The 24195-nt window shown below is 72.1% G+C and carries 22 protein-coding genes and 1 pseudogene; 13 read left to right on the top strand and 10 right to left on the bottom strand.

All coding sequences use genetic code 11. From position 1 onward, the window contains the following. The first annotated feature begins 95 nt into the window (after positions 1-95). Together mshA and L6E17_RS15805 are read left to right on the top strand one after the other, a co-directional pair. The gene (gene mshA, locus L6E17_RS15810) at positions 96-1457 is read left to right on the top strand and encodes a D-inositol-3-phosphate glycosyltransferase (RefSeq protein ID WP_374109062.1); all 1362 of its coding nucleotides are present in this window, start codon (positions 96-98) and stop codon (positions 1455-1457) included. A gap of 181 nt (positions 1458-1638) precedes the next feature. Continuing rightward, positions 1639-2106 (top strand): YbjN domain-containing protein, encoded by a 468-nt coding sequence (locus tag L6E17_RS15805; protein ID WP_236241719.1) that lies wholly within the window; start codon positions 1639-1641, stop codon positions 2104-2106. Between the two features lie 233 nt (positions 2107-2339). Here the strand turns inward: L6E17_RS15805 and L6E17_RS15800 are convergent, their stop codons facing one another. Next, positions 2340-3935 (bottom strand): MFS transporter, encoded by a 1596-nt coding sequence (locus tag L6E17_RS15800; RefSeq protein ID WP_236241421.1) that lies wholly within the window; start codon positions 3933-3935, stop codon positions 2340-2342. Positions 3936-4095: 160 nt separating this feature from the next. On the opposite strand from L6E17_RS15800, the gene L6E17_RS15795 reads away from it, so the two are divergent. Continuing rightward, a complete protein-coding gene (locus tag L6E17_RS15795) occupies positions 4096-4857 on the top strand; it encodes a phosphoglyceromutase (protein ID WP_236241420.1) in 762 nt (253 codons plus the stop codon). A gap of 78 nt (positions 4858-4935) precedes the next feature. Here the strand turns inward: L6E17_RS15795 and L6E17_RS15790 are convergent, their stop codons facing one another. The 6 genes from L6E17_RS15790 to L6E17_RS15765 all read right to left on the bottom strand — a co-directional run bounded on the left by L6E17_RS15790 (position 4936) and on the right by L6E17_RS15765 (position 10076). Then, positions 4936-6171 carry a tyrosine-type recombinase/integrase gene (locus tag L6E17_RS15790; RefSeq protein WP_236241419.1) on the bottom strand — a complete coding sequence of 412 codons (1236 nt, stop codon included), beginning with the start codon at positions 6169-6171 and terminating at the stop codon, positions 4936-4938. Positions 6172-6592: 421 nt separating this feature from the next. Next, positions 6593-6817, bottom strand: coding sequence for an AlpA family transcriptional regulator (locus L6E17_RS15785; RefSeq protein ID WP_236241418.1), 225 nt, complete (start codon positions 6815-6817; stop codon positions 6593-6595). A 241-nt stretch (positions 6818-7058) separates the two neighbouring features. Further along, complete coding sequence (locus tag L6E17_RS15780) at positions 7059-8681, bottom strand: ATP-binding protein (RefSeq protein ID WP_236241417.1); 1623 nt, start codon at positions 8679-8681, stop codon at positions 7059-7061. Further along, the gene (locus tag L6E17_RS15775; RefSeq protein ID WP_236241416.1) at positions 8678-9232 is read right to left on the bottom strand and encodes an HNH endonuclease; all 555 of its coding nucleotides are present in this window, start codon (positions 9230-9232) and stop codon (positions 8678-8680) included. Before L6E17_RS15775 ends, L6E17_RS15780 begins: the two co-directional genes overlap by 4 nt. After that, the gene (locus L6E17_RS15770; protein WP_236241415.1) at positions 9229-9675 is read right to left on the bottom strand and encodes a helix-turn-helix transcriptional regulator; all 447 of its coding nucleotides are present in this window, start codon (positions 9673-9675) and stop codon (positions 9229-9231) included. The genes L6E17_RS15775 and L6E17_RS15770 overlap by 4 nt, the downstream gene beginning before the upstream one ends. Beyond that, positions 9672-10076, bottom strand: coding sequence for an XRE family transcriptional regulator (locus L6E17_RS15765; RefSeq protein WP_236241414.1), 405 nt, complete (start codon positions 10074-10076; stop codon positions 9672-9674). The genes L6E17_RS15770 and L6E17_RS15765 overlap by 4 nt, the downstream gene beginning before the upstream one ends. A 235-nt stretch (positions 10077-10311) precedes the next feature. Here L6E17_RS15765 and L6E17_RS15760 point away from each other — a divergent pair, with 235 nt between their 5' ends. From L6E17_RS15760 to L6E17_RS15745, 4 genes and pseudogenes are all read left to right on the top strand, one after another. Beyond that, a complete protein-coding gene (locus tag L6E17_RS15760) occupies positions 10312-11070 on the top strand; it encodes a GntR family transcriptional regulator (RefSeq protein ID WP_236241718.1) in 759 nt (252 codons plus the stop codon). After that, on the top strand, positions 11067-11648 hold the full coding sequence (locus L6E17_RS15755) for an ATP-binding protein (protein ID WP_308315884.1): 582 nt from the start codon (positions 11067-11069) through the stop codon (positions 11646-11648). The genes L6E17_RS15760 and L6E17_RS15755 overlap by 4 nt, the downstream gene beginning before the upstream one ends. Before the next feature lie 1040 nt (positions 11649-12688). Beyond that, a pseudogene (locus L6E17_RS15750) lies at positions 12689-13574 on the top strand (IS982 family transposase). Positions 13575-14228: 654 nt separating this feature from the next. Further along, a complete protein-coding gene (locus tag L6E17_RS15745) occupies positions 14229-15248 on the top strand; it encodes a hypothetical protein (RefSeq protein WP_236241413.1) in 1020 nt (339 codons plus the stop codon). A 125-nt stretch (positions 15249-15373) separates the two neighbouring features. On the opposite strand, the gene L6E17_RS15740 is transcribed toward L6E17_RS15745, so the two are convergent. Next, positions 15374-15544 (bottom strand): hypothetical protein, encoded by a 171-nt coding sequence (locus L6E17_RS15740; RefSeq protein WP_236241412.1) that lies wholly within the window; start codon positions 15542-15544, stop codon positions 15374-15376. A 157-nt stretch (positions 15545-15701) separates the two neighbouring features. Then, on the bottom strand, positions 15702-16379 hold the full coding sequence (gene phoU, locus L6E17_RS15735) for a phosphate signaling complex protein PhoU (protein ID WP_071266866.1): 678 nt from the start codon (positions 16377-16379) through the stop codon (positions 15702-15704). A 197-nt stretch (positions 16380-16576) separates the two neighbouring features. Between phoU and L6E17_RS15730 the strand changes: the two genes are divergently transcribed. Then, the gene (locus tag L6E17_RS15730) at positions 16577-17836 is read left to right on the top strand and encodes a cell wall metabolism sensor histidine kinase WalK (protein WP_236241411.1); all 1260 of its coding nucleotides are present in this window, start codon (positions 16577-16579) and stop codon (positions 17834-17836) included. Beyond that, positions 17833-18513, top strand: coding sequence for a response regulator transcription factor (locus L6E17_RS15725; protein WP_236241410.1), 681 nt, complete (start codon positions 17833-17835; stop codon positions 18511-18513). Before L6E17_RS15730 ends, L6E17_RS15725 begins: the two co-directional genes overlap by 4 nt. Before the next feature lie 215 nt (positions 18514-18728). Here L6E17_RS15725 and L6E17_RS15720 read toward each other — a convergent pair whose 3' ends face one another. Next, positions 18729-19415 carry a DUF461 domain-containing protein gene (locus tag L6E17_RS15720; RefSeq protein WP_236241409.1) on the bottom strand — a complete coding sequence of 229 codons (687 nt, stop codon included), beginning with the start codon at positions 19413-19415 and terminating at the stop codon, positions 18729-18731. A gap of 1085 nt (positions 19416-20500) precedes the next feature. Between L6E17_RS15720 and L6E17_RS15710 the strand changes: the two genes are divergently transcribed. The 4 genes from L6E17_RS15710 to cysS all read left to right on the top strand — a co-directional run bounded on the left by L6E17_RS15710 (position 20501) and on the right by cysS (position 24112). Then, complete coding sequence (locus tag L6E17_RS15710; RefSeq protein ID WP_003953493.1) at positions 20501-20983, top strand: CarD family transcriptional regulator; 483 nt, start codon at positions 20501-20503, stop codon at positions 20981-20983. A gap of 349 nt (positions 20984-21332) precedes the next feature. Then, positions 21333-22073: a 2-C-methyl-D-erythritol 4-phosphate cytidylyltransferase gene (gene ispD, locus L6E17_RS15705; RefSeq protein WP_236241408.1), complete on the top strand. Its 741-nt coding sequence runs from the start codon at positions 21333-21335 to the stop codon at positions 22071-22073. Beyond that, a complete protein-coding gene (ispF, locus tag L6E17_RS15700; RefSeq protein ID WP_236241407.1) occupies positions 22063-22557 on the top strand; it encodes a 2-C-methyl-D-erythritol 2,4-cyclodiphosphate synthase in 495 nt (164 codons plus the stop codon). Before ispD ends, ispF begins: the two co-directional genes overlap by 11 nt. 154 nt (positions 22558-22711) lie before the next feature. Further along, positions 22712-24112: a cysteine--tRNA ligase gene (gene cysS / locus L6E17_RS15695; protein WP_236241406.1), complete on the top strand. Its 1401-nt coding sequence runs from the start codon at positions 22712-22714 to the stop codon at positions 24110-24112. Positions 24113-24195 lie beyond the last annotated feature (83 nt).

Raw genomic sequence — 24195 nt, 5'->3', positions numbered from 1 at the left:
CCCTACGGAGAGGAGCACGGACACCGCCGTCCACCCTCTCCGTTGCTGTGCCCTGCCCCGCGACCGACCTGCTCCCGAGCGGAAGGACCGACGACGTGAGCCAGTACGTGTCCCGGCTCGCCGGCACCCTGGTACCGCCGCCCCGGCTCCGGCCGCCCGGTCCCCCCAGGGTGCAGCGCGGCTACCGCGCCCCCCGCCGGGTCGCCATGCTCAGCGTCCACACGTCGCCGCTGCACCAGCCCGGCACGGGCGACGCGGGGGGCATGAACGTCTACATCGTCGAACTGGCGAAACGTCTCGCCGCCATCGACGTCGAGGTGGAGATCTTCACCCGCGCCACCGCGGGCGGCCTGCCGCCGGCCGTGGAGCTCGCGCCGGGCGTGCTCGTACGCCACGTCGAGGCCGGGCCGTACGAAGGGCTCAACAAGGAGGACCTGCCGGCCCAGCTGTGCGCCTTCACCCACGAGGTGATGCGCGCGTGGGCCGTGCACCGCCCCGGCCACTACGACCTCGTCCACTCGCACTACTGGCTCAGCGGCCACGTCGGCTGGCTGGCCGCCGACCGCTGGCGTACGCCGCTCGTGCACGCCATGCACACCATGGCCAAGGTCAAGAACGCCGCGCTCGCGGCCGGCGACACCCCGGAGCCGGCGTCCCGGGTGATCGGCGAGACCCGGATCGTCCAGGCGTCCGACCGGCTCATCGCCAACACCGAGGGCGAGGCCGGGGAGCTGGTCCACCACTACGACGCCGACCCCGCGCGCGTGGCGGTGGTGCACCCGGGTGTGAACCTCGACCGCTTCCGCCCCGCCGACGGGCGGGCGGCGGCCCGCCGCCGCCTGGGCCTGCCGCAGGACGCCTTCATCCCGGTCTTCGCGGGCCGCATCCAGCCGCTGAAGGCGCCGGACGTGCTGCTCCGCGCGGCGGCCCGCCTCCTGGAGGAGGACCCGGGCCTGCGCTCCCGCATGGTGGTCCCCGTCGTCGGCGGGCCCAGCGGCAGCGGCCTCGCCAAGCCGGAGGGCCTCCAGAAGCTGGCCGCGTCCCTGGGCATCGCGGACGTGGTGCGCTTCCACCCGCCGGTCGCGCAGCCGCAGCTCGCGGACTGGTTCCGCGCGGCCAGCGTGCTGGTCATGCCGTCGCACAGCGAGTCCTTCGGTCTGGTCGCCGTGGAGGCGCAGGCCACGGGCACCCCGGTCGTGGCGGCGGCCGTCGGCGGGCTGCCGGTGGCGGTCCGGGACGGCGAGACGGGCTACCTGGTGCAGGGGCACGACCCGGCCGGCTACGCGCGCGTACTGCGCCGCTTCGTGGACGAGCCGGCCCTCACCGCCCGCCTGGGAGAGGCGGCGGCCCGCCACGCCCGCTGCTTCGGCTGGGACCGGGCGGCGTCCGCCACGGCCGACGTGTACGCGGCTGCGATGCACGATCACCGCCGTCGCGTACGCTCGGGCCATGGCTGACGCAGAGCAGACAGAGCAGTCCGACCAGACCCGGCAGCCCCACCCGCCCCAGAGCCCCGGCTCCGGACGTCCCTCGGAGGATCCCTCGGGAAAGCCCGCGGGAAGCCCCTCGGAAACGGCTTCGAGCCCCTCGGAAACGGCTTCGGGAAAGCCCTCCGGGCAGCCCGACGCGGGGCAGGTCGTGGAGTCCGCGCTGCGTGACGCGGACCTGCCCTGGGAGTCGCCGTCGCCCGGCACGTACGTCGTCACGCTCCCCGGCACCCAGAAGCTCTCCACGACGCTGTCCCTGCGCCTCGGCAACCACTCGCTGTCCCTGAACGCCTTCGTGATCCGCCACCCCGACGAGAACGAGGCGGCCGTCCACCGCTGGCTGCTGGAGCGCAACCTCAAGCTGTACGGCGTCGGCTACGCCGTCGACGGGCTGGGCGACATCTACCTGACCGGCAAGCTGCCCCTGTCCGCGGTCACCCCGGACGAACTGGACCGCCTCATGGGCTCCGTCCTGGAGGCGGCGGACGGCGCCTTCAACACGCTCCTGGAGCTGGGGTTCGCGACGGCCATCCGCAAGGAGTACGAGTGGCGGGTGGCGCGCGGCGAGTCCACGCGGAACCTCGACGCCTTCAGCCACCTGACGCAGCCGTCGAAGTGACCCCCGGCCGCCGAGGGAGCGCCGGCGTGGCGCCCTGACCCGGCCCGCCTGCCCTGCCCCGCGAGCGCCGGAGTCCGGCCGAGCCCACCGCGCGCCCTCCCGCCGGAGCGCGCCGCTCCGACCGGGCGGGCAGGCCCGCCGCACCGAGGGTGAACCCCCTGCACGTGCACCGGGGGCGTACGGCACCCCCGTGTCCGTACGCCCCCGGAGTCCTGTGCGGACGCGCTCCGCGCCTAGCCGGCCGAGCCGGGTTCTCCACCCCGGTCCGCGAGGGCGCCGCCCTTGTCCAAGGCCACCGCGGCGACCCCGGCGACCGCGGCCCCCGCGGCGACCGGCGCCGCCGAGGCATCCGCGATGTCCGCGGCGACCGGTGCGACCCGACCGCCCGCGACCGTGGCGACCGGAGCGCCGGCAACCCCCGCGGCGACCGGTGCCGACTGCGCCTCCGACGCGCCCTGTGCCCCCGGTGTGTTCTTTCCTCCCGGGGTGTCCTTCGCTCCCGGGATGTCCTTCGCCCCCGATGGGCCCTGGGGCTCCGGCGCGTCCTGCGAGGGTCGCGTGAGGGCCGCGCCCGCGTCCTTCGGCGCCTCCTCGGACAGGGCGCGGCGCAGCAGCAGCGCGTACCCGGCCGCGGCCGCCACGCCGATGACCGCGCACGACGCCCACAGCACCTCGGGGCCGGGCCCCCCGACGATCCAGCCGGCAGCGATCGGGGCGACGAAGCCGCCCACCGACCAGGACATGCCCATCAGCCCCTGGTAGCGGCCGCGGGCGTGCACCGGGGCCAGGTGGGCGGTGGCGGCGGCGGTGACCGGGACGTACACCATCTCGCCGACCGTCCACACCACCACGGTCGCCGCGAACAGCAGGGGCGTCCCTGCCAGCGCGGTGGCGCCCGTGCCGACCGCGAACAGCAGGGAGGACACGACCAGCAGCGCGACCTGCGACCGGCGTTCGGTGAGCTTGTTGACGAGGAGCTGGAAGACCACGATGACCACGCCGTTGACGGCGATGACCCGGCCGTACGCGTCGGGCTCCAGGCCCTCGCCCGCCATGGTCAGCGGCAGGCCCACCCATGGTGTGCTGAAGACGGTGCAGACCAGCAGGTTCAGCAGGACCAGCGTGCGGAAGGGGCCGTCCCGCAGCACGTCCCGCGTGGACAGCCGCGGCGCGGCGGCAGGCGCGTCGGCGGACGGGTCGGCGGACGGGTCGGCCGCCGCGTCGCGCGGGGCCTGCGGGCGGGTCTCCGGCAGGCGCAGGAAGACGATCAGCGCGCACAGCACCGTGGCGACCGCGTCCACGACGAACAGCGCCCGGTAGCCGAAGACGATCGCCGCGCCGCCGCCGGTCGCCGCGATGGCGAAGCCGAGGTTGAGGGCCCAGTAGTTCAGCGCGTACGCCCGCCGCCGGTCGTGTTCGGGCACCTGGTCGGCGATGGTGGCGCTGATCGCCGGCCGGACCGCCTGCATGGCGACGCCCATGAGCAGCACCACCGTCGCCACCGCCCACGGGCTGCTCACCACGGCGAGCGCCGCCGCGCAGGCCGCGCCCGCGAGGTGGCCGGCCAGCATGGTGGGCCGGCGTCCCCACCGGTCGCTGAGCATCCCGCCGAGCGGCGACCCGGCGATGCCGCCCAGGCCGTGCAGGGCGATGACGACACCCGCGTACCAGCCGGAGAAGCCCAGCTCCTGGGTGAGAAAGAGGGACAGGAACGTCAGGACGAACGCCCCCGTGCGGTTCACGAGCGTCGACAGCCAGAGCCACCAGAAGCCCCGGGGGAGCCCGGAGCCCGCGGCGCGCACCGAACGTATGAGCGAAACAACGGGCACGCGGGCTCCCCCGGGACAGGTCACGTAAGTGGTGGCTTTCGTAAGGGGAAGTTACGGGGGGCCGACCGCCCGCTGCCACTGAATTGACGGGAGGCGTCAAGCGTCGCGGAGGGCCCCTCGGAGCCCGTACGGGCCGGAGGCGTCCATTAGGCTCGTACGCATGGCCGACGCACCGTACAAGCTGATCCTCCTCCGCCACGGCGAGAGCGAGTGGAACGCGAAGAACCTGTTCACCGGCTGGGTGGACGTCAACCTCACGGAGAAGGGCGAGAAGGAGGCGGTCCGGGGCGGTGAGCTGCTCAAGGACGCCGGTCTGCTGCCCGACGTGCTGCACACCTCCCTCCAGAAGCGCGCCATCCGCACCGCGCAGCTCGCCCTGGAGGCCGCCGACCGCCACTGGATCCCGGTGCACCGCTCCTGGCGCCTGAACGAGCGCCACTACGGCGCCCTCCAGGGCAAGGACAAGGCGCAGACCCTCGCCGAGTTCGGCGAGGAGCAGTTCATGCTGTGGCGCCGCTCGTACGACACCCCGCCCCCGGTCCTCGCCGACGACGCCGAGTACTCCCAGGCCCACGACCCCCGCTACGCGACGATCCCGAGCGAGCTGCGCCCCCGCACGGAGTGCCTCAAGGACGTCGTCGACCGCATGCTGCCGTACTGGTACGACGGCATCGTCCCCGACCTGCTCGCCGGCCGCACGGTCCTGATCGCCGCCCACGGCAACAGCCTGCGCGCCCTGGTCAAGCACCTGGACGGCATCTCCGACGCCGACATCGCGGGCCTCAACATCCCGACCGGCATCCCGCTCGCCTACGAACTGGACGCCGACTTCAACCCGGTCACCCCGGGCGGCACGTACCTCGACCCGGAGGCCGCGGCGGCCGCCATCGAGGCGGTCAAGAACCAGGGCAAGAAGAAGTAGGAATAGTGATCATGCCCCTGACCTGCGCACACGGCGCAGATCGGGGGCATTTTCGCGCTCTGGGCCCACCCTGGGCCCTCAGCGCGGAGAGTCGTCCGGCCTCAGGGCCCTGCCGAGTGCCTGCCGCGCGCGGTCCCGGCTGCTCGGCATCAGGTGGGCGTAGACCTTCAGTGTGAGCCCCGGGTCGGAGTGGCCCAGGTACTCGCTGACGGCCTTGATGCTCTCTCCGGCGTCCAGCAGCACCGAGGCGTAGAAGTGCCTCAGGGCATGCATGCCGTGCTCTCGCGCGGCGGCGTGCTCCCGGCTCTTCGCCGTGGGGATGACGCCCACCTTGGCCAGCGCGGGCTTCCAGTGGTCCTCGTTCAGCGACGTGCGCCAGACGTGCCCGCCCAGCGGGCCGGTAAAGAGCAGCCGCTTGGTCACAGGCGGACCGCCGGCGCGCATCCAGGGCAACGTGATCTCCACTGGCGGGAAGAGCTTCATGTGGGCCTTGAGGGCATCCGCCACGGGGTCGGGCAGCGGCACGTCACGCAGCTTGCCACCCTTCGGCGGGGCGAACACCGGCTGACTCAGACTCAGCTTGAGCTGCTGAACGACGTGCAGCGTGGCGTTGTCGAAGTCCAGCTCCTCTTCGGACAGCCCGAGGATCTCGCCCTGCCGGAGACCGCATCCGGCGCCCACGTCCACCATGGGCTGGAACCGCCCGACCAGGGCGGCGCGCACGGCGAAGACCCGTTCCGGCGTCCAGGGGACCACCCGACGTGCGCCCATTTCCGGGAGCGTCACCGTGCGCGAGTTGCAGGGGTTCCGGGGCAGGCAGCCGTCCTCGACGGCCGCGCTCAGGATGGCGCGCACGTTGGAGAAGATGACGCGGGCGTACGAGCCGGACATGCCGGAAGCTTCGAGCTGCGTCACGAACTCTCGGATGTGGCTCGGCTGGAACGAGCCCAGCGGGCGGGAACCGATGCGCGGGAAGGCGTGCAGCTTGAGCTGGGACTGCATCGACGCCTTGGTGTTCGGGTCGCCGCTCTGGCTCGCCAGCCACCTCTCCGCGAACTCCTGGAAGGTCGTCCGGGCCGCGTTCGGGTCGATGTACTGGCCCCGGGCCACGTCGGCGCTGATGCTGCTGAGCCACTGCTCGGCGAGGCGCTTCTGTCCGTCGGCGAAAGACTTGGACTTCCGCTTGCCGTCAGGTGCGAAGTAGCGGGCCCGGTAGCGCAGACCGCTGCCGTGGCGGGCGGTCTTGGTGCGGACGGTCTTGCCGTTGGCGTCGGTCTCGGTCTTGAACCAGCGGTCTTGGATGCTGCCAGCCATGTGGGCTGTGTCCTCTCGGGTGGGTGGTGTGCCGCCCTCAGGGAGGGAGGCATGGGGGTGCCGTGGAAGCGGCTGTGGAGGGGTTCTGGCGCGGCGGGGAGGGTGCCTCCCTGCCTCCCTGGAAGGGGTTCTGTGCAGGTCACCGGCAGGGAGGCGAGCGAGGGAGGCGCTGAGGGAGTTCTCCCTGCCTCCCTGACGCCTCCCTGCCCGTGACGGGGGCGTGACGGGCGGAGTCACGGCCGTGACGGCGCCCCTCTACCCTCCTTACCGTGCAGGTCACCGGCCTTTACCGGCCCCTCTACCGGGGTAGAGGGGCCCTCTACTTCGGTGGTGCGGGCGGAGGGTGTGACGGTGGGCGTGACGGGGATGTGACGCCGTGACGGGTAGCGGGGGAGGGCTCTACCCGTCGCGGCCGGCGGGGTCAGGCGGCGGTGTCGGTGGCTTCCTGGTGCTGGACCCAGGCGCGGACGGCGGCGGGGTCGTAGCGGACGTGCCGACCGACGCGGAAGCCGGGCGGGCCGGTGCGCTGCTTGCGCCAGCGGTAGACGGTCTCGATGGGGACGGAGAACATCGACGCGATGTCCTCGGGGGTGAGGTAGCGGTCCGGGAGTCCGGCGCGCAGGGTCTCGATCGGCTTGCTATCCACGGGGTCGGGTGACTCCTCGTGTCCGGTGGGCGGAGGGGGGAGTGGTGCCGGTGGCCGTCATCAGAGAGCTGGTGCATTTCAGCGTCCGCAGCGTCCTAGCGTCCGGGCGCTCCCGTTCTCGCAGGTCAGAGCACATGAGAGGTGTGGACGCTGGAGCGGACGCTGCGGGCGCTGGACGGCGGCAGCGTCCGCAGCTTCCTGCCGTGTCCGGGCCGCTGGTGTGCGGCCCGGTCCGGCTGGGTCAGTGCAGGTCAGACGGCATGTGCCCTTGACCGATCGGGGCCACGTCGGGCCACAAGGGGCCCGTCTCGGGTGCGGACGCTGTCTCGTCCGGGCGGTCGGTGCGGGTGAGGATGAGGAGCTTGTGGCGGTGCCGGTCGCGGCTGCGCTGCGTGTCGTCCACGGTGATGCCGACGGTCCGCAGGAGCGGGGCGAGGCGGCGGACCTTACCGCCGGCGCGGGTGGCGTCCTTGGGCCAGGTCGGCGGCCGGATGCCGCCGGGTGGCTGGACCTGTTCCAGAAGCATGGCGGCGGTGCCGGTCCAGGTGCCGAACTGCTCGACCAAGGCGACGATGGCGGAGCCGAACGGGTCGCCCTCCAGGGCGTCTCCGGCGACGTTCGCGGAGGTGGCGAGGTAGTCGTCCAGGGTGTTCCAGCCCATGACCTGGTCGACGGCGGCCAGCACGCGGGCAAAGTCCGCCATGCGGGGCATGGTCTCCAGCTTCACGTTCGGCAGCACGGCGAGCACGGTGGCCAGGAGGTCGAAGAGCGAGCCGAGGACGGCCGGGCGGACGGCTTCGAACGCGGTGTCCAGCTCCTCCTCCGTGCGTCGACGGCTGGGGTCGATCAACTGGAGTTCGAGCATCAGTAGCCGTTCGGCGAGGTCTCCGGCGAACGCGCCGGCGTCGATCGTGGTCATCGACAGCACGCGGCGGAAGGAGAGCACCACGACGTCATCGTCGGTGTACAGGGCCCGGTCCACGATGCCGTCCCCGGTCACCGCCTTGCACAGGGTGTCCGACAGCCACGCGGGGATCGATGAGACGTTGTCCAGGCACAGGGCCCAGGAGTTGAACGCCTGCGTCGACCATGCCTTGACGTCCCGCGGCTGTGACCGCTTGGCGGCCGGGGAGGGATCGACCAGGTTCACGACCATCTGCGCGGTCTTGGACTTCCCCGTGCCTTGCTCGCCCTTGAACGTGATCACCGGGTGGGGGATGTTCGGCATCCACGCGGCGATCAGCCAGGCGACGAGCTGACGGAACGCGGACTCGTGCATGTTGAACAGGCTGTGCAGCATGCTCAGCCCGTCGCCTTCGAGGATCGGGGCGGGCATGGGTGCCATGGCCCCGGACCGGCGAAAGAGGACCGGGGAGCGGTCCACGACGTGCCAGCCCCCGGCGGACACGGTGACTGCGCGGCCGTCGGCGGTGCCGAGGTCGACCACGATCGTCCCGGTCTCGTCCTGTCCGACCCGCAGGTGCACCGGCACCGGGTCGTCGTCCTCCGCGATCCCCTCCAGGACGGTCATGGCGTCCGCGAGCGCGGACTGGGAGGCCACGTCCCCCTCGTACGTGTCGGCGTACAGGCGGGCGAGACGCTGGCGCACCCCGGAGCGGCCCCGTAGCGGGAGGACGGTGTTCGGGCCGTCGAGGGCGACGGCGTAGGGGCGGCCATCGGTCGACATGACGAACCGGTACTGCTCCCGGGCGAGCTGGACGAGCCGCACGGCGGCTGACGGCTTCTTGTCCCCGCCCTCGGCCGGTGGGCGCTTGTTCACGGCCGTGCGACCGGTGTCCACGGTCGTCTGGTTGGGGTCGATCGGTCGGGTGGTGCCGTTCACGGGCGTGGTGGTCGTGTTCACGCGCTCACCCCTCGATCGGTCGACTGCTCACAGGTGTTCCGGGCCGATCGGCGGGAGTGGTCGAGTCGACCGACACGCACTCGCCGCTCAACCGGTTTGGTGGATTTTGTCTGGTCAGGGGTCGATCGTGCGGCCGATGAACGGGCCTGAACGGTCCGCGCGAGCATCAGCCAGTCGACCTTGTCGGGCCCGAGCTGGATCGACCGGGAGTCAGCCGACTCGTCGCCGGTCGTGAACAGCGGGCCGACCGGGTCGACGGTCGGCTGAACGCCCGTGAACGCCGGGTCGGTCGACCAGACCAGGAGCAGCGCGATCGAGAGGAACAGGCGGTCGGCCTTGGCGTGGTTGCACGGCTGGCAGGCGAGCACGAGCGCGCTGGCGGACCAGGTGCGGTAGAGCGAGTACGGCACGACGTGGTCCATCGTGGCGTCGCGCAGGTGGCGGAAGCGGTGCCGGCAGTAGGTGCACCGCCAGCCGTCGCGGGCCGTGAGCTGTGCCTTGCGGGCGCGACGGCGGGCGGAGTTGAGCCGTGGAGCGGTGTGCAGGCTCACGCGTTCACCCCGGAGACGTCGACCAGGTCGAGCACCGTGCGCAGCGCGGCCGAGAGCGAGCCGAGGTGCATGGCCATCGCGGTCGGGCTCGCCGTGCCGAGGTCGAGGTTCTCGACCAGGCTCAGCGCGTCCCTCGCGGCGGCCAGCAGCACCGGCGGCAGCGGCACCACGGCGGGCGCCTGCGGCCGGTCCTGCGGACGCAGCGCGGGCCACAGGTCCCACACCGTCGTCCCCAGGATCCGGGCCAGCGCGTGGCACGTGCGGGCGTACGGGCGACGGCCCGGCTCGTTCACCCACCGTTCCACCGTCTTCGGGTCCACCCGCAGCTCCTCGGCGAGCTCGGCGTAGGTCATCCCGGACTCCACGATCGCGGCAGCCAGCCGCACGTTCCGCTCCGGCGCCACAACGGGCGCGTTCAGCGGGGTCTCCGGCGCGATCGTCACAGCGCCACCCCCTCGACCATGCCGAGGTGCCCGGTCAGCCGCGTCACCATGGACTCCAGCTCCGCGATCCGCTCCCGCAGACTCTTCGTCGTCGCGGACTCCCGGGACTCGCGGGAAGAGGAGAAGCCCAGCTCCTCCGGCGTCACGCGGTAGATCGCGCACAGCAGGGACTGGTACGTCTTGCCCGGCCGGGTCAGGCCGTGCTCCCAGCGGGACAGGTACACCTTCAGGGACGGCTCGGCGGCGATTTGCCAGTTCCAGGACTCAGCCAGCAGGGTCAAGGCCCGTACGGCCTTGTCCTGCGACCAGCCCCGGGCCACGCGGGCCCGCCCCAGCGGCGTGTCAGCCGCCCGTAAGGTGTGCGGCTGCTCAGGTGCCGCCATGGTGTTCTCGGGCATCATGGGATTACCCCTTCGTGGGTCGGGGAGCGGCTGACTGCTTGGCGGTAGGTGGCCGCTCCCTGCTTCGTCCTAGGCCATTGACCAGGACGTTTCCATGCCTCAGCCCCCATGCAGGGAGCCGTACCCGTTCCGATCGGTTCGACCGGCGGGCACATCCCTAAGGTTCCCTAGGGCGCCCTAGGGTGTCAAGCGGTACGCTAGGGAACGCATCCAATGAGGCAAAGGAGTTGACGTGGTGTCGGATCAGGCCGGCCATCGGGCGCCGTACGCACGAATCGCCGCGCACTACGAGGAACTGATCACGTCCGGCCAGCTTCAGCCGGGCGAGCTTCTGCCCAGCATCAAGACGCTCTCCCAGGAGTGGAGCGTCAGCACGGCGACGGCCGAGAAGGCGCTTCGGAAGCTGCGCACCGACGGGCTCGTCCGGGGAATCCATGGCATCGGCACCGAGGTGATCGACCGCCCCGCTCCCATGTCCTCCGGCGCCCAGCGACAAGACCGGGGGCGCCGTAGCGGGTCGAGCTGGGGAGCGGGCGAGCGGTCCGACTCCCACCAGGCGGCGGTGGTCCCGGCGCCGGCCGACGTGGCTCAGGTACTGGACATCGCTCCGGGCGCGGACGTGATCCGGCGGCGCCGCGTCTACCGCGACCGGCACGGCATCGTCGCGCACTCCACGTCATGGATCCCGGTGCGTTACGGGAAGCTTGTCCCCCAGTTGGCGGAGAGCAAGCGCCTGACCGGCGGAACGTCCCTCCAGCTCATCGCGCAAGCCACGGGGCGGCCGATCACCCGCCGGATCGACACGGCTTCAGCGCGGCTCCTGACGCCTGTGGACGCGGAGCTCCTAGAGCTGGACCCCTCGAATCCGCCCGCAGAGCCGGTGGTCGTCATGACGGCGAAGTTCATCGACAGCGCGGACCACATCGTGGAGTACGGCGTGGACCTCGGCGGCCCGGGTCGTACCTGGCTCACAGAATCCGAGGTCGCCCAGTGACGGCGGGCTCGGCCCGTGCGCCGTTCTGCGTGTTGATGGTCGGCCTTCCGGGCTCGGGGAAGACGACGCTGTCCCGTGCGCTCACAGCCCGCGGTTTCATTCGGCTGTGCCCGGATGAGGTCATGTTCCAGCGGCACGGCGTGTACGGGGTCGACTTCCCTCGGGGCACGTTCCCCACTCTGGAGCGGCCGGTGCTGGAAGAGATCGCCGTGGACCTCCACGAACAGCTCCAGGCGGGACGCGACGTGGTGGTGGATCACGGGTTCTGGACGCCCGAAGAGCGTGCCCGATGGCTCGGGATCGCGGCAGCCGCCGGCCACCCGCTGCTCGTCTACCTGGAGGCGAGTCACGAGGAACTGTGGTCGCGTGTGAGCCAGAGAAACGCACGGCATGAAGCGGATCCGAACTCGATCTACTTCTCGGAGAGCGACTTGGTCCGCTACCGGGCCCGGTTCGTCCCTCCTCGACCGGACGAGCCTCACGTCGTCTACGACGGTGACCCTGATTCAGTGCTGAAGGTACTCGAAGCAGCGGGGCTTCAGGCGCCGGACCGTGAGAGGCCGGGACCCTCGTCCTAGCGGGCGGAGCGAGACCTTGCCAACCCCGGGGATCGGACGCGATTCCGGGGGCTCTACGTGTGCCCTGCTAGACGCTAGAGAGCTGGTCACGGGCCCTTCTGGTTGCTAGCGGTGCTGCTAGGTCTAGCAAGGGAGGTTGCTAGGACTGCTGAGGTCTCAGGGGTCGAACCCGTCGCGCAGCGGGAAGGGATAGTAGGACGCCCTCCGGGCGCGTCCTTTGGCAGCTCGCTCCGCGAGCGCTGCGGAGCCCGCCGCCGGGGTGCGGGCGGCCGGTGCGGTGCGGCTTGCGACAAGACAAGTGACAACGCCCCAACCGGGGGCGGGGGCGCTGGAAGCGGTGGCCGCGTACAGGCAAGAGGAGCACCCAGGCGCGGCGCGGCGTGCTCCTCTTTCCTGTACGCGGTTCCGTGACGTGGGAGGTCCAGCGTCCGGCGCCCGTATCGCTCTAAGAGCCCTCTGACCTGGGGTGATCCTCCTAGAGGGCAGTAGGTCTCGCGGACGCTGCGGACGCTACGCATCTCGTTTAGCGTCCGAACGGAAAGCGCAGGTCAGGAGCGGTACTGGGAAGGCGGCGGACGCTGCGGACGCTGTTTTCCTCGACTCTCTAGGGCGAGGGGAAGAGGCTTTTCAGGAGCGGGGGCGGCCGAGGGCGCGCACGGCCGTCCTCCGCCTCTCTGAAAAGCCCTCCTGGAGTTCCGTCCAGCGGCAGACGGCGGGGGCCTCAGTTCGTCTCTGGGCGCGGCCCGGCGGTCAGGAAAGTGACCACCCGCGCGGCCGGTGGTCTCTTCTGCTCGGGACGCGATGTGCGTCGGCCGCCCTCCGACGGTTCCCTGGACGGTGGTGGGCGCCCGAGAGTCGCCCGCCCGAAGGGCGGTCCTTCTCACTCTTCCCTGACGACCGGCGATAGCGGCCCGGCCGGCCGGTCCCCACGCCGCGCCTCACGCCGAGCTTCGGCGTGGCGGCCGGAACGGCAGCTAAATGAATGAGTCCGATGTTCGTGCTGGTCGCGACCATGGCGAAGGGCGCCCGTTGGTCAGTGTGTGAAGACAAACCTGGACGCCCTTCTGGCGGCACTGTACGTGTTCATCGACGACCATGTGGCGCCTTGTCGCCGGATCGGGCGACCCCCGAAACTGACGGACGCCGAACTGCTGTGCCTGGCGGTCGCCCAGGTCCTGCTCGGTTTTCCCTCGGCCCGGCACTGGATCCGCTTCGCCCACGCCCGCCTCGGCCACCTGTTCCGCTACCTGCCCCAGCAGTCCGCCTACAACAAGCGCCTCAACGCCGCAGGCCCCCTGATCAGCCGCGTGATCGAGGCACTGGCCCGGCAGGTGCCGACCTGGCACGACGACCTGCGGCTGATCGACTCCACCCCGCTGCCCTGCGCGGCCTCCCGCGAGACCGTCAAACGCTCCGAACTGGCCGGACACTGCGGGTACGGCTACTGCCGCAGCCACTCCCGCTTCTTCTGGGGCCTTCCGCCTCTACCTGGTCACCACCGCCGAAGGCATGCCCGTCACCTGGTGCCTGGCCAACCCCAAGATCGGCGAACGGGAGGTGATGGCCGCGCTACTCGAACGCGACCACCACCTCGTCCGCCAAGGACAGGTGATCCTCGCCGACAAGGGCTTCGCCGGGAAGGAGTTCGAAACCTTCTGCTCCGAGCGGCTCGGGGTTCATCTGGTGCGGCCGGACCGCGAGGACGAACCGGCCCGGCACGGAAAGATCGCCCGGGTCCGGCAGTGGATCGAAGCCGTCATCGACACCCTCAAGGGCCAGCTCAGCCTCGAACAGCACGGCGGCAGAACCCCGGCCGGAGTCTTCGCCCGCACCGGCCAACGACTCCTCGCCCTCGCCGCCGGCATCTGGCACAACTGGGCCACCAACGCCCCCGTCAAGCGATCACTGATCGCCTACGACCACTGAAGACATCGGACTCATTCATCTAACGGCTAACACGCTGTTCACGGCTGGTTTAGCCCGCTAGCGAGGGCGCTAACGTTAGAGGGCCGTACTGCTAGCGCTAGCGGTTATGGCGGGCCCTGAGCTGGGCCCTCTCTGGGCCCTCCGACGGTGACCCGTGACGACCAACAGCGACCAACAACGACCGCTCGACCGCAGGTCACTTGGGGTGCGTGCCCCTCTGATCAGGGGTGGAGAACGGGCCCTCCAGACCCAGGGCAAGAAGAAGTAACCCCCCCCACGAGCAAGCCCCCCGCCCGCGGTTCCCCCGCCGGCGGGGGGCTTGTTCCGTTGCGCGAATCGAGTGCGGCTCCGCCGCCCCGGTCACGGTGGAGCGCGTCGCCCGAGGCGGCCGCCCCACCGACGGCACCCCGCCTCCGCGGTGACCCCGGTGACCCGGCGAGGCGCCCGGCGCGGACGGTCGCGACGGTCTGCCCGGTCCGTCCGTCCCCGGCGGCTCGGCATGGAGGCGCAAGGTCCGGGACGTCAGCTCAAGACCGCCCCGGCGGCCCTCCCAACGCCCCTCCCACCCACCAGCGCCCAGCTGTGCGACGGCTACAGTCCCCTGGTCATTCCACCGTCACTGATCGACGACCACCACAGGGGGGAACGTCCCGCATGCGTCTGGGAAGCAGACTTGCCGCCCGCCTGGGCGGCGTACTCGCCGCCTCCGTTCTCGCCCTCGCCGGACCAGTGGGCACCGCCGCGCCCGCGCAGGCCGCGCCGGCCGAGGCGTTCGACTACCCGGTGACCCCCAAGGCCGGCAGCCCGTACTGGGACATCCCCGGTACGGAGGTGACGTTCACGGCCGCTGCCGGGGAGCGCTCGTACCTGTGGGCCCGCAACGTCCTCATCGAGAACGTCACGGAGTTGACCGGGGACGACTGGCTCGGCACCACCTTCTCCATCCGCTGCGCCCGGGGCGGCGGCACGCCGGAGACCGACCCGCTGCCCGCCGGTGTGGAGGCCGGGGCCTACTGGGCGGCCAACCTGCTGCCGCACGAGCACACGCAGAAGCCCACGGTGCGGTGGGTCTTCATCGCTCCCGAGCAGGGCACGTACACCTGCCGCCTGTCGGTCACCAGCTACTCCACCATCGTCGCCGACGGCCGCAAGGTGACCATGCGGGTCGCCGCCGGCGCCGAACTCGCCCGGGCCGCCTACCCGTACACGGCACGCTGGACGCTCCTCCAGGACGACGAGCGGGTGGTGGGGTCCGGCAGCACCGTGACGACTCTCGGTTCCACGATCACGCCGACCGGCGCCGACCGGATCGCCGTCGTCCAGGACGCCGCCCTGACCACCTGCAAGGCCGGCTCCGTCATCTGCCCGGGCGGCACCAGCCAGTACGACGGCACCACCGTGCAGACCTGGGTCGAGGCCCAGCCGCAGAACCCCGACGGCAGCCGGTGCGGCGCCCCGAAGACGAGCACGGCCACCACCTGGCACATCGCGAACCGCAAGCACCATCAGGCAGCGGTCAACACGCTTCTGCTGACCACCGCCGACCTCGGCGGCTGCTCGCAGTTCCGGGTCTCGCTGAAGGTCAAGCACACCTGGGGCAACCCGGTCGTGATCCACGCCGGACACGTCGGCGGGCACCTCGCCCGCACGCACGGCCTGGCCTTCACCTACTGAACCCGGTATCAGCGAACCGACGAGCGCCCGCCGCCCCGCCGCCCCGCCGCACCCGCATGCGCGGCCGGGGCCCTGTCCGTGTGTGTCGGACAGGGCCCCGGCCAGGGGCGGAACGGAGCGCCCTCCTACCCGCAGCAGCCGCCGCACTGGCAGGGGCCGCCCGACTGGCAGCCGCAGCCGCAGCCGGAACCGCAGCCGCAGCCGCCGAGCAGGGGGAGCCGGTGTGCCGCCCGCGCGTCGCGCACTTCGACAGGGGCCTTCTCGTACTCGGCGTGGGTCGTGGGGGAATCTGCCATGGGTTCCTCCTGAACGGTCGTACGTCAGCACGGCGTACGGACGTCGTCGCCTCACCCATTGCATGCCCACCCGGCAGGGCGCATCAACGGCGCACTGATGCGCCCGGTGCTCCCGTGCGCCGGGCGCGCGGCGGCGGCCGGCGGGGGCGCCGTGCGGTCACACGCCCTCGACGGGGGTGTCAGGCTGCAGCTCGTCGGCGTGCTCGCCCGTCACCAGGTACACGACGCGCTTCGCCACGGACACGGCGTGGTCGGCGAAGCGCTCGTAGTAGCGGCCCAGCAGGGTGACGTCCACGGCGGTCTCGATGCCGTGCTTCCAGCGGTCGTCCATCAGGTGCTGGAACAGCGTCCGGTGCAGCAGGTCCATCTCGTCGTCGTCCTGCTCCAGCTGGAGGGCCAGGTCGACGTCCTTCGTGATGATGACCTCGGCGGCCTTCGCCATGAGGCGCTGCGCCAGCTGGCCCATCTCCAGGATCGTGGCGTGCAGGTCGTTCGGCACGACCCGCTCGGGGAAGCGGAGCCGGGCCAGCTTCGCCACGTGCTGGGCGAGGTCGCCGGAGCGCTCCAGGTCCGCGCTCATGCGCAGGGACGTGACGACGATCCGCAGGTCCGTCGCCACCGGCTGCTGGCGGGCCAGCAGCGCTATCGCGCGGGCCTCCAGCTCGTGCTGGAGGTCGTCGATCCGCTGGTCGGCGGCGATCACCGCCTCCGCGAGCTTGAGGTCCGCGTCGAGCATCGCCGTCGTGGCGCGCCCGATCGCGGACCCGACCAGCCGTGCCATCTCGACGAGCGCCTCGCCGATCGAGTCGAGTTCCTCGTGGTACGCGTCCCGCATAAGGTGTCCCTCTTTCCTGACGTACGGGGTCCGGGTGGGGCTCGGACCCCACGCTCTCACGCTCCGGGCCCGACAAGTCGGGCGCCTCCCTCCCAAGTGAACCGGCACGGTCCCCACGGTGAACTCTGGGCGACGAGTGTTCGAGCAGCGACTCGGACGGCTGGGAGAGTGTCACCGGCCATGCCTAACCTGGACGCATGGACGTGAACGCGGCGGTCGCCGCAGCGGCAGCGATCGCCGGGTTGCTCACCGGTGTCATCGCCATGCTGGCGTTCCGCTGGAGCGAGCGGGAGCAGTCGCGGTTCACCCGCAGCTCCCTGCACACGGAGGCGGTCCTGCCGCCCGGTGTCGACACCGTGCTGTCGGTGCTCCGCTCCTCCGCCGTCGTCCTCGACGAGAGCGACTCCGTCGTCAAGGCGAGCTCCGCGGCGTACGCCCTGGGCCTCGTCAGGGGCGGCAAGCTCGCCGTGGACCAGATGCTCCAGATGGCCCGCGAGACCCGGCGCGACGGCGAGATACGGCAGGTGGAGCTGGACCTGCCCCGCCGGGGCACCGGCCGCGGCGAGGCCCTCGCCGTCTCCGCGCGCGTCGCGCCGCTCGGGTCCCGGCTGGTGCTGCTGCTGGTCGAGGACCTCACCGAGGCCCGCCGCATCGAGGCGGTACGGCGCGACTTCGTCGCGAACGTCAGCCACGAGCTGAAGACCCCGGTCGGCGCCCTGTCGCTGCTCTCCGAGGCGGTCATGGACGCGGCCGACGACCCCGAGGCGGTCACCCGCTTCGCGGGGCGCATGCAGATCGAGGCGACCCGGCTCACCAACCTCGTGCAGGAGCTCATCGACCTCTCCCGGGTGCAGAACGACGACCCGCTGGAGGACGCCGAGCCCGTACGGGTCGACGAGCTGGTCGCGGAGGCCATCGACCGGTCGCGGCACACCGCCACCACCAAGAACATCACCATGGCCGCGGGCGGCACCGCGGACCTGCACGTGTGGGGCCACCGCGGGCAGCTCGCCGCGGCGCTCGGCAACCTCGTCGAGAACGCCGTCAACTACTCGCCGGCCCACACCCGCGTGGGCATCGCCGCCCGCCGGGTGACCGCGCCCGGCGGGGACCTGATCGAGATCGCCGTCACCGACCAGGGCATCGGCATCCCGGACAAGGACAAGGAGCGCATCTTCGAGCGCTTCTACCGCGTCGACCCGGCGCGGTCCCGCGCCACCGGCGGCACCGGCCTCGGCCTTGCCATCGTCAAGCACGTGGCGGCCTCGCACGGGGGCGAGGTCACCGTCTGGTCCAGCGAGGGCCAGGGCTCCACCTTCACCCTCCGCCTCCCCGAGGCGGGCATGGCCCGCGGCCGCGGCCGCGGCTCGTCCGCCCCCGCGGACGCGGGTGGACCGGACCGCACGAGTTCCATGATCAACCGTGAACCACTCTCAGCCCCGGAGGTCCTTCCGTGACCCGAGTGCTTGTCGTCGAGGACGAGGAGTCCTTCAGCGAAGCCCTGTCCTACATGCTCCGCAAGGAGGGATTCGAGGTCGCGGTCGCGGCCACCGGGCCGGAAGGACTCGACGAGTTCGAGCGCAACGGCGCCGACCTCGTCCTGCTCGACCTCATGCTGCCGGGGCTGCCCGGCACGGAGGTGTGCCGCCAGCTGCGCAGCCGCTCCAACGTCCCCGTCATCATGGTCACGGCGAAGGACAGCGAGATCGACAAGGTCGTGGGGCTGGAGATAGGAGCCGACGACTACGTCACCAAGCCGTTCTCCTCCCGCGAGCTCGTCGCCCGCATCCGCGCGGTGCTCCGCCGCCGCGGCGAGCCGGAGGAGACCGCGCCCGCGGCCCTGGAGGCCGGCCCGGTGCGGATGGACGTGGACCGCCACGTCGTCACCGTCGACGGCACCAAGGTGGACCTGCCGCTCAAGGAGTTCGACCTGCTGGAGATGCTGCTGCGCAACGCGGGCCGGGTGCTCACCCGCATGCAGCTCATCGACCGGGTCTGGGGCGCGGACTACGTCGGCGACACGAAGACCCTCGATGTCCACGTGAAGCGGCTGCGGGCCAAGATCGAGCCGGACCCCGGGGCCCCGCGGTACCTGGTGACGGTGCGCGGCCTCGGCTACAAGTTCGAGCCGTAGACACCACCGCGTACGGCCGACCCCTGACGAGCCCCCTCAGGATGAGGCCCCTCGAAGTGCGAGGACCCGCCCCTGAGGCGCCGCGTGCGCCGGTACGCCCCGGGGGCGCCGTGTCCGGGGCGTGCAGGGCGAGGGAGCGGCGTACGACCGTACGCCGAGGGGCGCCGCACCGGCCGGACCGGTGCGGCGCCCCTCGGCGTCTGTACGGGCGGGTGTCAGTGGTCGTGGTCCTCGCCGTGCTCCTCGCCGTGCTCCTCGCCCTCGGCGCCCGCCGCCGGGGAACCGGTGGCGGCCGGGGAGCCCGCGGGCGACGCGTTCGCGTCGGGGCTCGGCGAGGCGGCCGGGGAGGTGGCGGGCGACGGCGACGCGGTGCCGGCCGTGCTCGGCGCGCCCGACGGGCCGAAGTCCTTGTAGAAGCCGTCCGCCGGGACGACGAGCGCGCGGAGGCCGACGTCACCGGTACGGCTGAGCTGGAAGACGACTTCCTGGACGCTGCCGTCCTTGGCGGCCTCGCTGCCGTTCTCGATCTGCGCGGCGGCGTTGCCCTCGCCGCCGAGGACGAGGAAGCCGCCCGCGGGGATGGTGACCGGGCCGGAGCCCTCCGCCGGCGTCAGCTCCACCGTGGCCTTCGTACCGGGAAGGGTGACGGCTTCCAGGGTCTCGGCGCTGTCGCCGTCGTTGAAGAGGGTGGCCGACACCACGGACGGGCCCTGGGCGCCCGCCCCCGGCTGGGTGATGACCACGGCGTTCTGCACCTTGATCGTGCCGACGGACGTGGCGGCGTTGTCCGGCCTGACGCCGAGGGTCTGCGCGTCGTTGCCCGCACCGCAGGCGGTGAGCGAGGCGAGCGAGATCACGAGGGTGGTGGCGGCGAGGGCGCCGCGTCGAAGGCTGCGGCTCACGGCGGCGGCAACTCCTAGGACGTACGGACTGCTGGGCACGGTCGGTGTAGCGGCCTCAGGTTACCGACCCCCGGTTGCCGCCCCGCACCCGACCCGCCCCTGTCACGCCCGCAAGCCCCGCGCGGGCGCGGCGGGCCCCGTTCCTGCCCTCCCCGCTGCCACCCCCTTGTGCCGCACCCCGCCACCCGCCCCCTGGCATCCGCCGCCCGCCACCGCCCGCCCCCTGGCCATCCCGCCACCCACCGCCCCCTTACCGCTCCCTCTCCCTCTGACTCCCGCCGCCCAGCGCCCCCTTACCGCTCCCTCCGGCTCCCGCCGCCCAGCGCTGCCGTTCTGCTCCCCGTCCTCGCCGTCCGCGGCCCCGCAGCACGCCCCGCCGCCCACGGCCACCGGCTCCACCACCGGCTCCACACAGCCGTACCGCCCCAGAAGCCCCCGCCCACGCCAGACCCCAACGCCCCGCGCCGTACCTGAGCACCGCCCTCGCGCCCGCACCACGCCCCCAGCCCACCCCCGCGCCGGTAGCGCCCCGCACCGCTCCCGCACCGCTCCCGTACTGCTCCCGCCCCGCACCCGCATCGTGCCCCGCCCGCCACGTCCCGCAGCACGCCCGCCCCAGACCCCGCCGCCGGACCCCACCACCCCTGGGCCCACCGCGCCCCGCCCCCGGGCTCGCGCCGCCGCTTGGGTCCGTTCCCGGCAGGGATAACCCCGCTTGATCAATTCCACGGCTCCCCCGCATTCCCCGCGGAATAGCCACGCGTGATCAAATTCGGGAAAGTTCACCGACGCTTCCTCCGTGCGTGTGACCGACATCCGAACGGAGCACGCGAACTGGACGACTCCGAACCAGACAAACCGGGGCGTTTCGCCTGGCAGGTGGCGCTCCGGACGCGCGTAGCGTGGTCGTTTCCGACCGTGCGCAGAGCCGCTCCGACCTGCGAATACCCGCTTCCGCTCGGCCTCCGCAGCACGTCCGCGACGCTGTTGTCAAGCCCCGAGATATGCCCTGACCTGCGAAAACGCCATTCAGAAGAAGCCGTTCTCGTGTTACCCTGGATAGCCACGGAAGGGGTACCTGTCACATGACGTTCAAGGTTGGCGACACCGTGGTCTATCCCCATCACGGGGCCGCGCTGATCGAGGCTATCGAAACTCGTCAGATCAAAGGCGTGGACAAGACCTACTTGGTGCTCAAGGTCGCCCAGGGCGACTTGACGGTACGTGTGCCAGCGGACAACGCAGAGTTCGTCGGCGTGCGCGATGTGGTCGGTCAGGACGGACTGGACCGGGTCTTCGAGGTGCTGCGTGCACCCTACGCCGAGGAGCCGACGAACTGGTCCCGTCGCTACAAGGCAAATCTCGAGAAGCTCGCCTCCGGCGACGTCATCAAGGTCGCCGAAGTGGTGCGCGACCTGTGGCGCCGCGAGCGCGAGCGCGGTCTCTCCGCAGGAGAGAAGCGCATGCTGGCGAAGGCGCGCCAGATCCTGGTCAGCGAGCTCGCGCTCGCCGAGAACACCAACGAGGACAAGGCCGAGGCCCTGCTCGACGAGGTCCTCGCCTCCTGAGCATCCGCAGTATCCGCACGGACGAGGCCCCAGGCGGCTGACGACGCCACCGCGTCACCGGCGGGCATCCGCCCGCCGCGACCGCTGGACGCCCCGGCGCCTCCCCGCATTCGGTCCATCATTGCCGCGGTGCCCGATGACATGCTGTGTCCCACAGCATCGTCGCCGGGCGCTGCGGCATGTCCGGGGCAGGGCGCCGCACCTCCGCTGCTGTGCACCCGCCCCCACCAGCGTCACGGAAGGGTCCGGTCGAGGCGTCGCGCCCAGCATGTCCCCCGGTCCTACAGCCGGGGGCGCGCCCAGTCCATACCCATGTCGGCCGAGTGAACAAACCTGCCGGAGTGCAACGATGACAGACGCAGCACGTCCCGCCCGTACCGCCGCGGTCATCCCCGCGGCCGGCCGAGGCGTACGGCTCGGCCCGGGCGCCCCGAAGGCGCTCCGCACGCTGGGCGGCACCCCGATCCTGGTGCACGCGGTCCGGGCCATGTCCGCGTCCCGCGCCGTGTCCCACGTCGTGGTGGTGGCGCCTCCCGACGGCGTCGCGGGCGTGCGGGCCCTCCTCGACGAGTACCCGGCGCCCGAGCGCACCGAGGTCACCGTCGTCCCCGGCGGCGCCACCCGCCAGGAGTCCGTCCGGCTCGGCCTCGCCGCGCTCCCCGACGACATCGGCATCGTGCTCGTCCACGACGCCGCCCGCCCCCTGGTGCCCGTCGACACCGTCGACGCCGTCATCGAGGCGGTACGGGACGGGGGCGCGCCCGCCGTCGTCCCGGCCGTGCCGTTGGCGGACACCGTCAAGGAGGTCGAGCCGGTCCCCGGCGGCGGCGCCGAACCGGTGCTGGGCACGCCCGAACGCGCCCGGCTGCGCGCCGTCCAGACCCCGCAGGGCTTCGACCGCGCCACCCTCGTCCGCGCCCACGACGAGGTCACCGACGGCTGCACCGACGACGCCGGCATGGTCGAGAAGCTCGGCCTGCCTGTCGTCGCCGTCCCCGGCCACGAGGAGGCGTTCAAGGTCACCCGGCCCCTCGACCTGGTCCTGGCCGAGGCCGTACTCGCCCGCAGGAGGGTCACCGATGGCTTCTGACCTGCCCGTGATGCCGCTGGTCGGCATCGGCACCGACGTCCACGCCTTCGAGCGCGGCCGCGAGCTGTGGTGCGCCGGCCTGCTGTGGGAGGACGAGGAGTACGGGCTCGCCGGCCACTCCGACGGCGACGTCGCCGCCCACGCCGCCTGCGACGCGCTGTTCTCCGCCGCCGGCCTGGGCGACCTCGGTGCGCACTTCGGCACCGACCGGCCCGAGTGGTCCGGCGCCTCCGGGGCCACCCTGCTCGCCGAGGCCGCCCGCATCGTCCGCGCCGAGGGCTACGAGATCGGGAACATCGCCGTCCAGGTCATCGGCGTCCGCCCCAAGATCGGCAAGCGGCGCGCGGAGGCGCAGAAGGCGCTCGGTGCGGCGGCCGGTGCGCCCGTGTCCGTCTCCGGCACCACCACCGACGGCCTGGGCCTCACCGGCCGTGCCGAGGGCCTGGCGGCCCTCGCGACCGCGCTGGTGTACCGGGTCCCGTAAGCGGCGCGCGGCGCCCGGGGACGTACACCGCGGACGGTGCGGCCCCGGGGCGCCCTCGCCCGCTCGGCGCACGGGCCGCGGACCGTACGCCCCGGGGCATCCGCCGGTGCCCCGCGTGAATCCCGCACGCACGGGTGCCCACTACTCTTGATGCGTGACTATTCGGCTGTACGACACCAGCGCCCGCCAGATCCGCGACTTCACCCCGCTCGCACCGGGCTGCGTCTCGATCTACCTGTGTGGCGCCACCGTGCAGGCGGCCCCGCACATCGGGCACATCAGGTCCGGGCTGAACTTCGACATCCTGCGCCGCTGGTTCGCCTACCGCGGCTACGACGTGACGTTCGTCCGCAACGTCACGGACATCGACGACAAGATCATCGCGAAGGCCGCGGAGCAGGGCCGCCCGTGGTGGTCCATCGGGTACGAGAACGAGCGCGCGTTCGACGACGGCTACACCGCCCTCGGCTGCCTGCCGCCCACCTACGAGCCGCGCGCCACCGGGCACGTCACCGAGATGGTCGAGATGATGCGGGGGCTCATCGAGCGGGGCCACGCCTACGAGGCGGACGGCAACGTCTACTTCGACGTGCGGTCCTACCCCGGCTACCTGGAGCTGTCCCGGCAGGACCTCGACGACCTGCGCCAGCCGTCCGGCGACGGCGAGACCGGCAAGCGGGACCCCCGGGACTTCGCGCTGTGGAAGGCCGCCAAGCCCGGCGAGCCGTCCTGGGAGACCCCGTGGGGCCGCGGCAGGCCCGGCTGGCACCTGGAGTGCTCGGCCATGGCGCACAAGTACCTGGGCGAGGTCTTCGACATCCACGGCGGCGGCCTGGACCTGGTGTTCCCGCACCACGAGAACGAGATCGCCCAGGCCAAGGCGTACGGCGACGAGTTCGCCCGCTACTGGCTGCACAACGCCTGGGTCACCATGAGCGGCGAGAAGATGTCCAAGTCGCTGGGCAACTCGGTGCTCGTGTCCGAGATGGTCAAGCAGTGGCGGCCCGTCGTCCTGCGCTACTACCTCGGCACCCCGCACTACCGCTCGATGATCGAGTACAGCGAGGAGGCCCTGCGCGAGGCCGACGCGGCGTACTCCCGCATCGAGGGGTTCGTGCAGCGGGCCGTCGAGAAGGCCGGGCGGACCGTCGAGCCCGCCGCCGAGGTGCCCGCGGCCTTCGCCGAGGCCATGGACGACGACCTGGGCGTCCCGCAGGCCCTCGCCGTGATCCACACCACCGTCCGGCAGGGCAACAGCGCCCTCGCCGAGGACGACAAGGACGCGGCCGTCGCCCGGCTCGCGGAGGTGCGGGCCATGCTCGGGGTGCTCGGGCTCGACCCGCTCGACCCGCAGTGGGCCGGCGAGCAGGACCGCGGCCAGGACCTGCACGGAGTCGTCGACAGCCTCGTACGGGTGGTGCTCGACCAGCGGGAGGCCGCCCGGGCCCGCAAGGACTGGGCCACCGCGGACGCGATCCGCGACCAGCTCGGGCAGTCCGGGCTGGTCGTCGAGGACGGCCCGGACGGCCCGCGGTGGACGCTCGGCGGCCGCTGACGCACCCTTGACGTGCCGCCCGGTCCGTCCGGGCGGCACACTTACGTAGGTACGTACGCTCACAGCTTGACGACGACAGGTAG

Source organism: Streptomyces sp. CC228A (assembly GCF_021390935.1).
Taxonomy (GTDB): domain Bacteria; phylum Actinomycetota; class Actinomycetes; order Streptomycetales; family Streptomycetaceae; genus Streptomyces.
The sequence above is the reverse complement of the archived record's forward strand: the minus strand, read 5'-3'. Positions and strand labels throughout refer to the sequence as shown.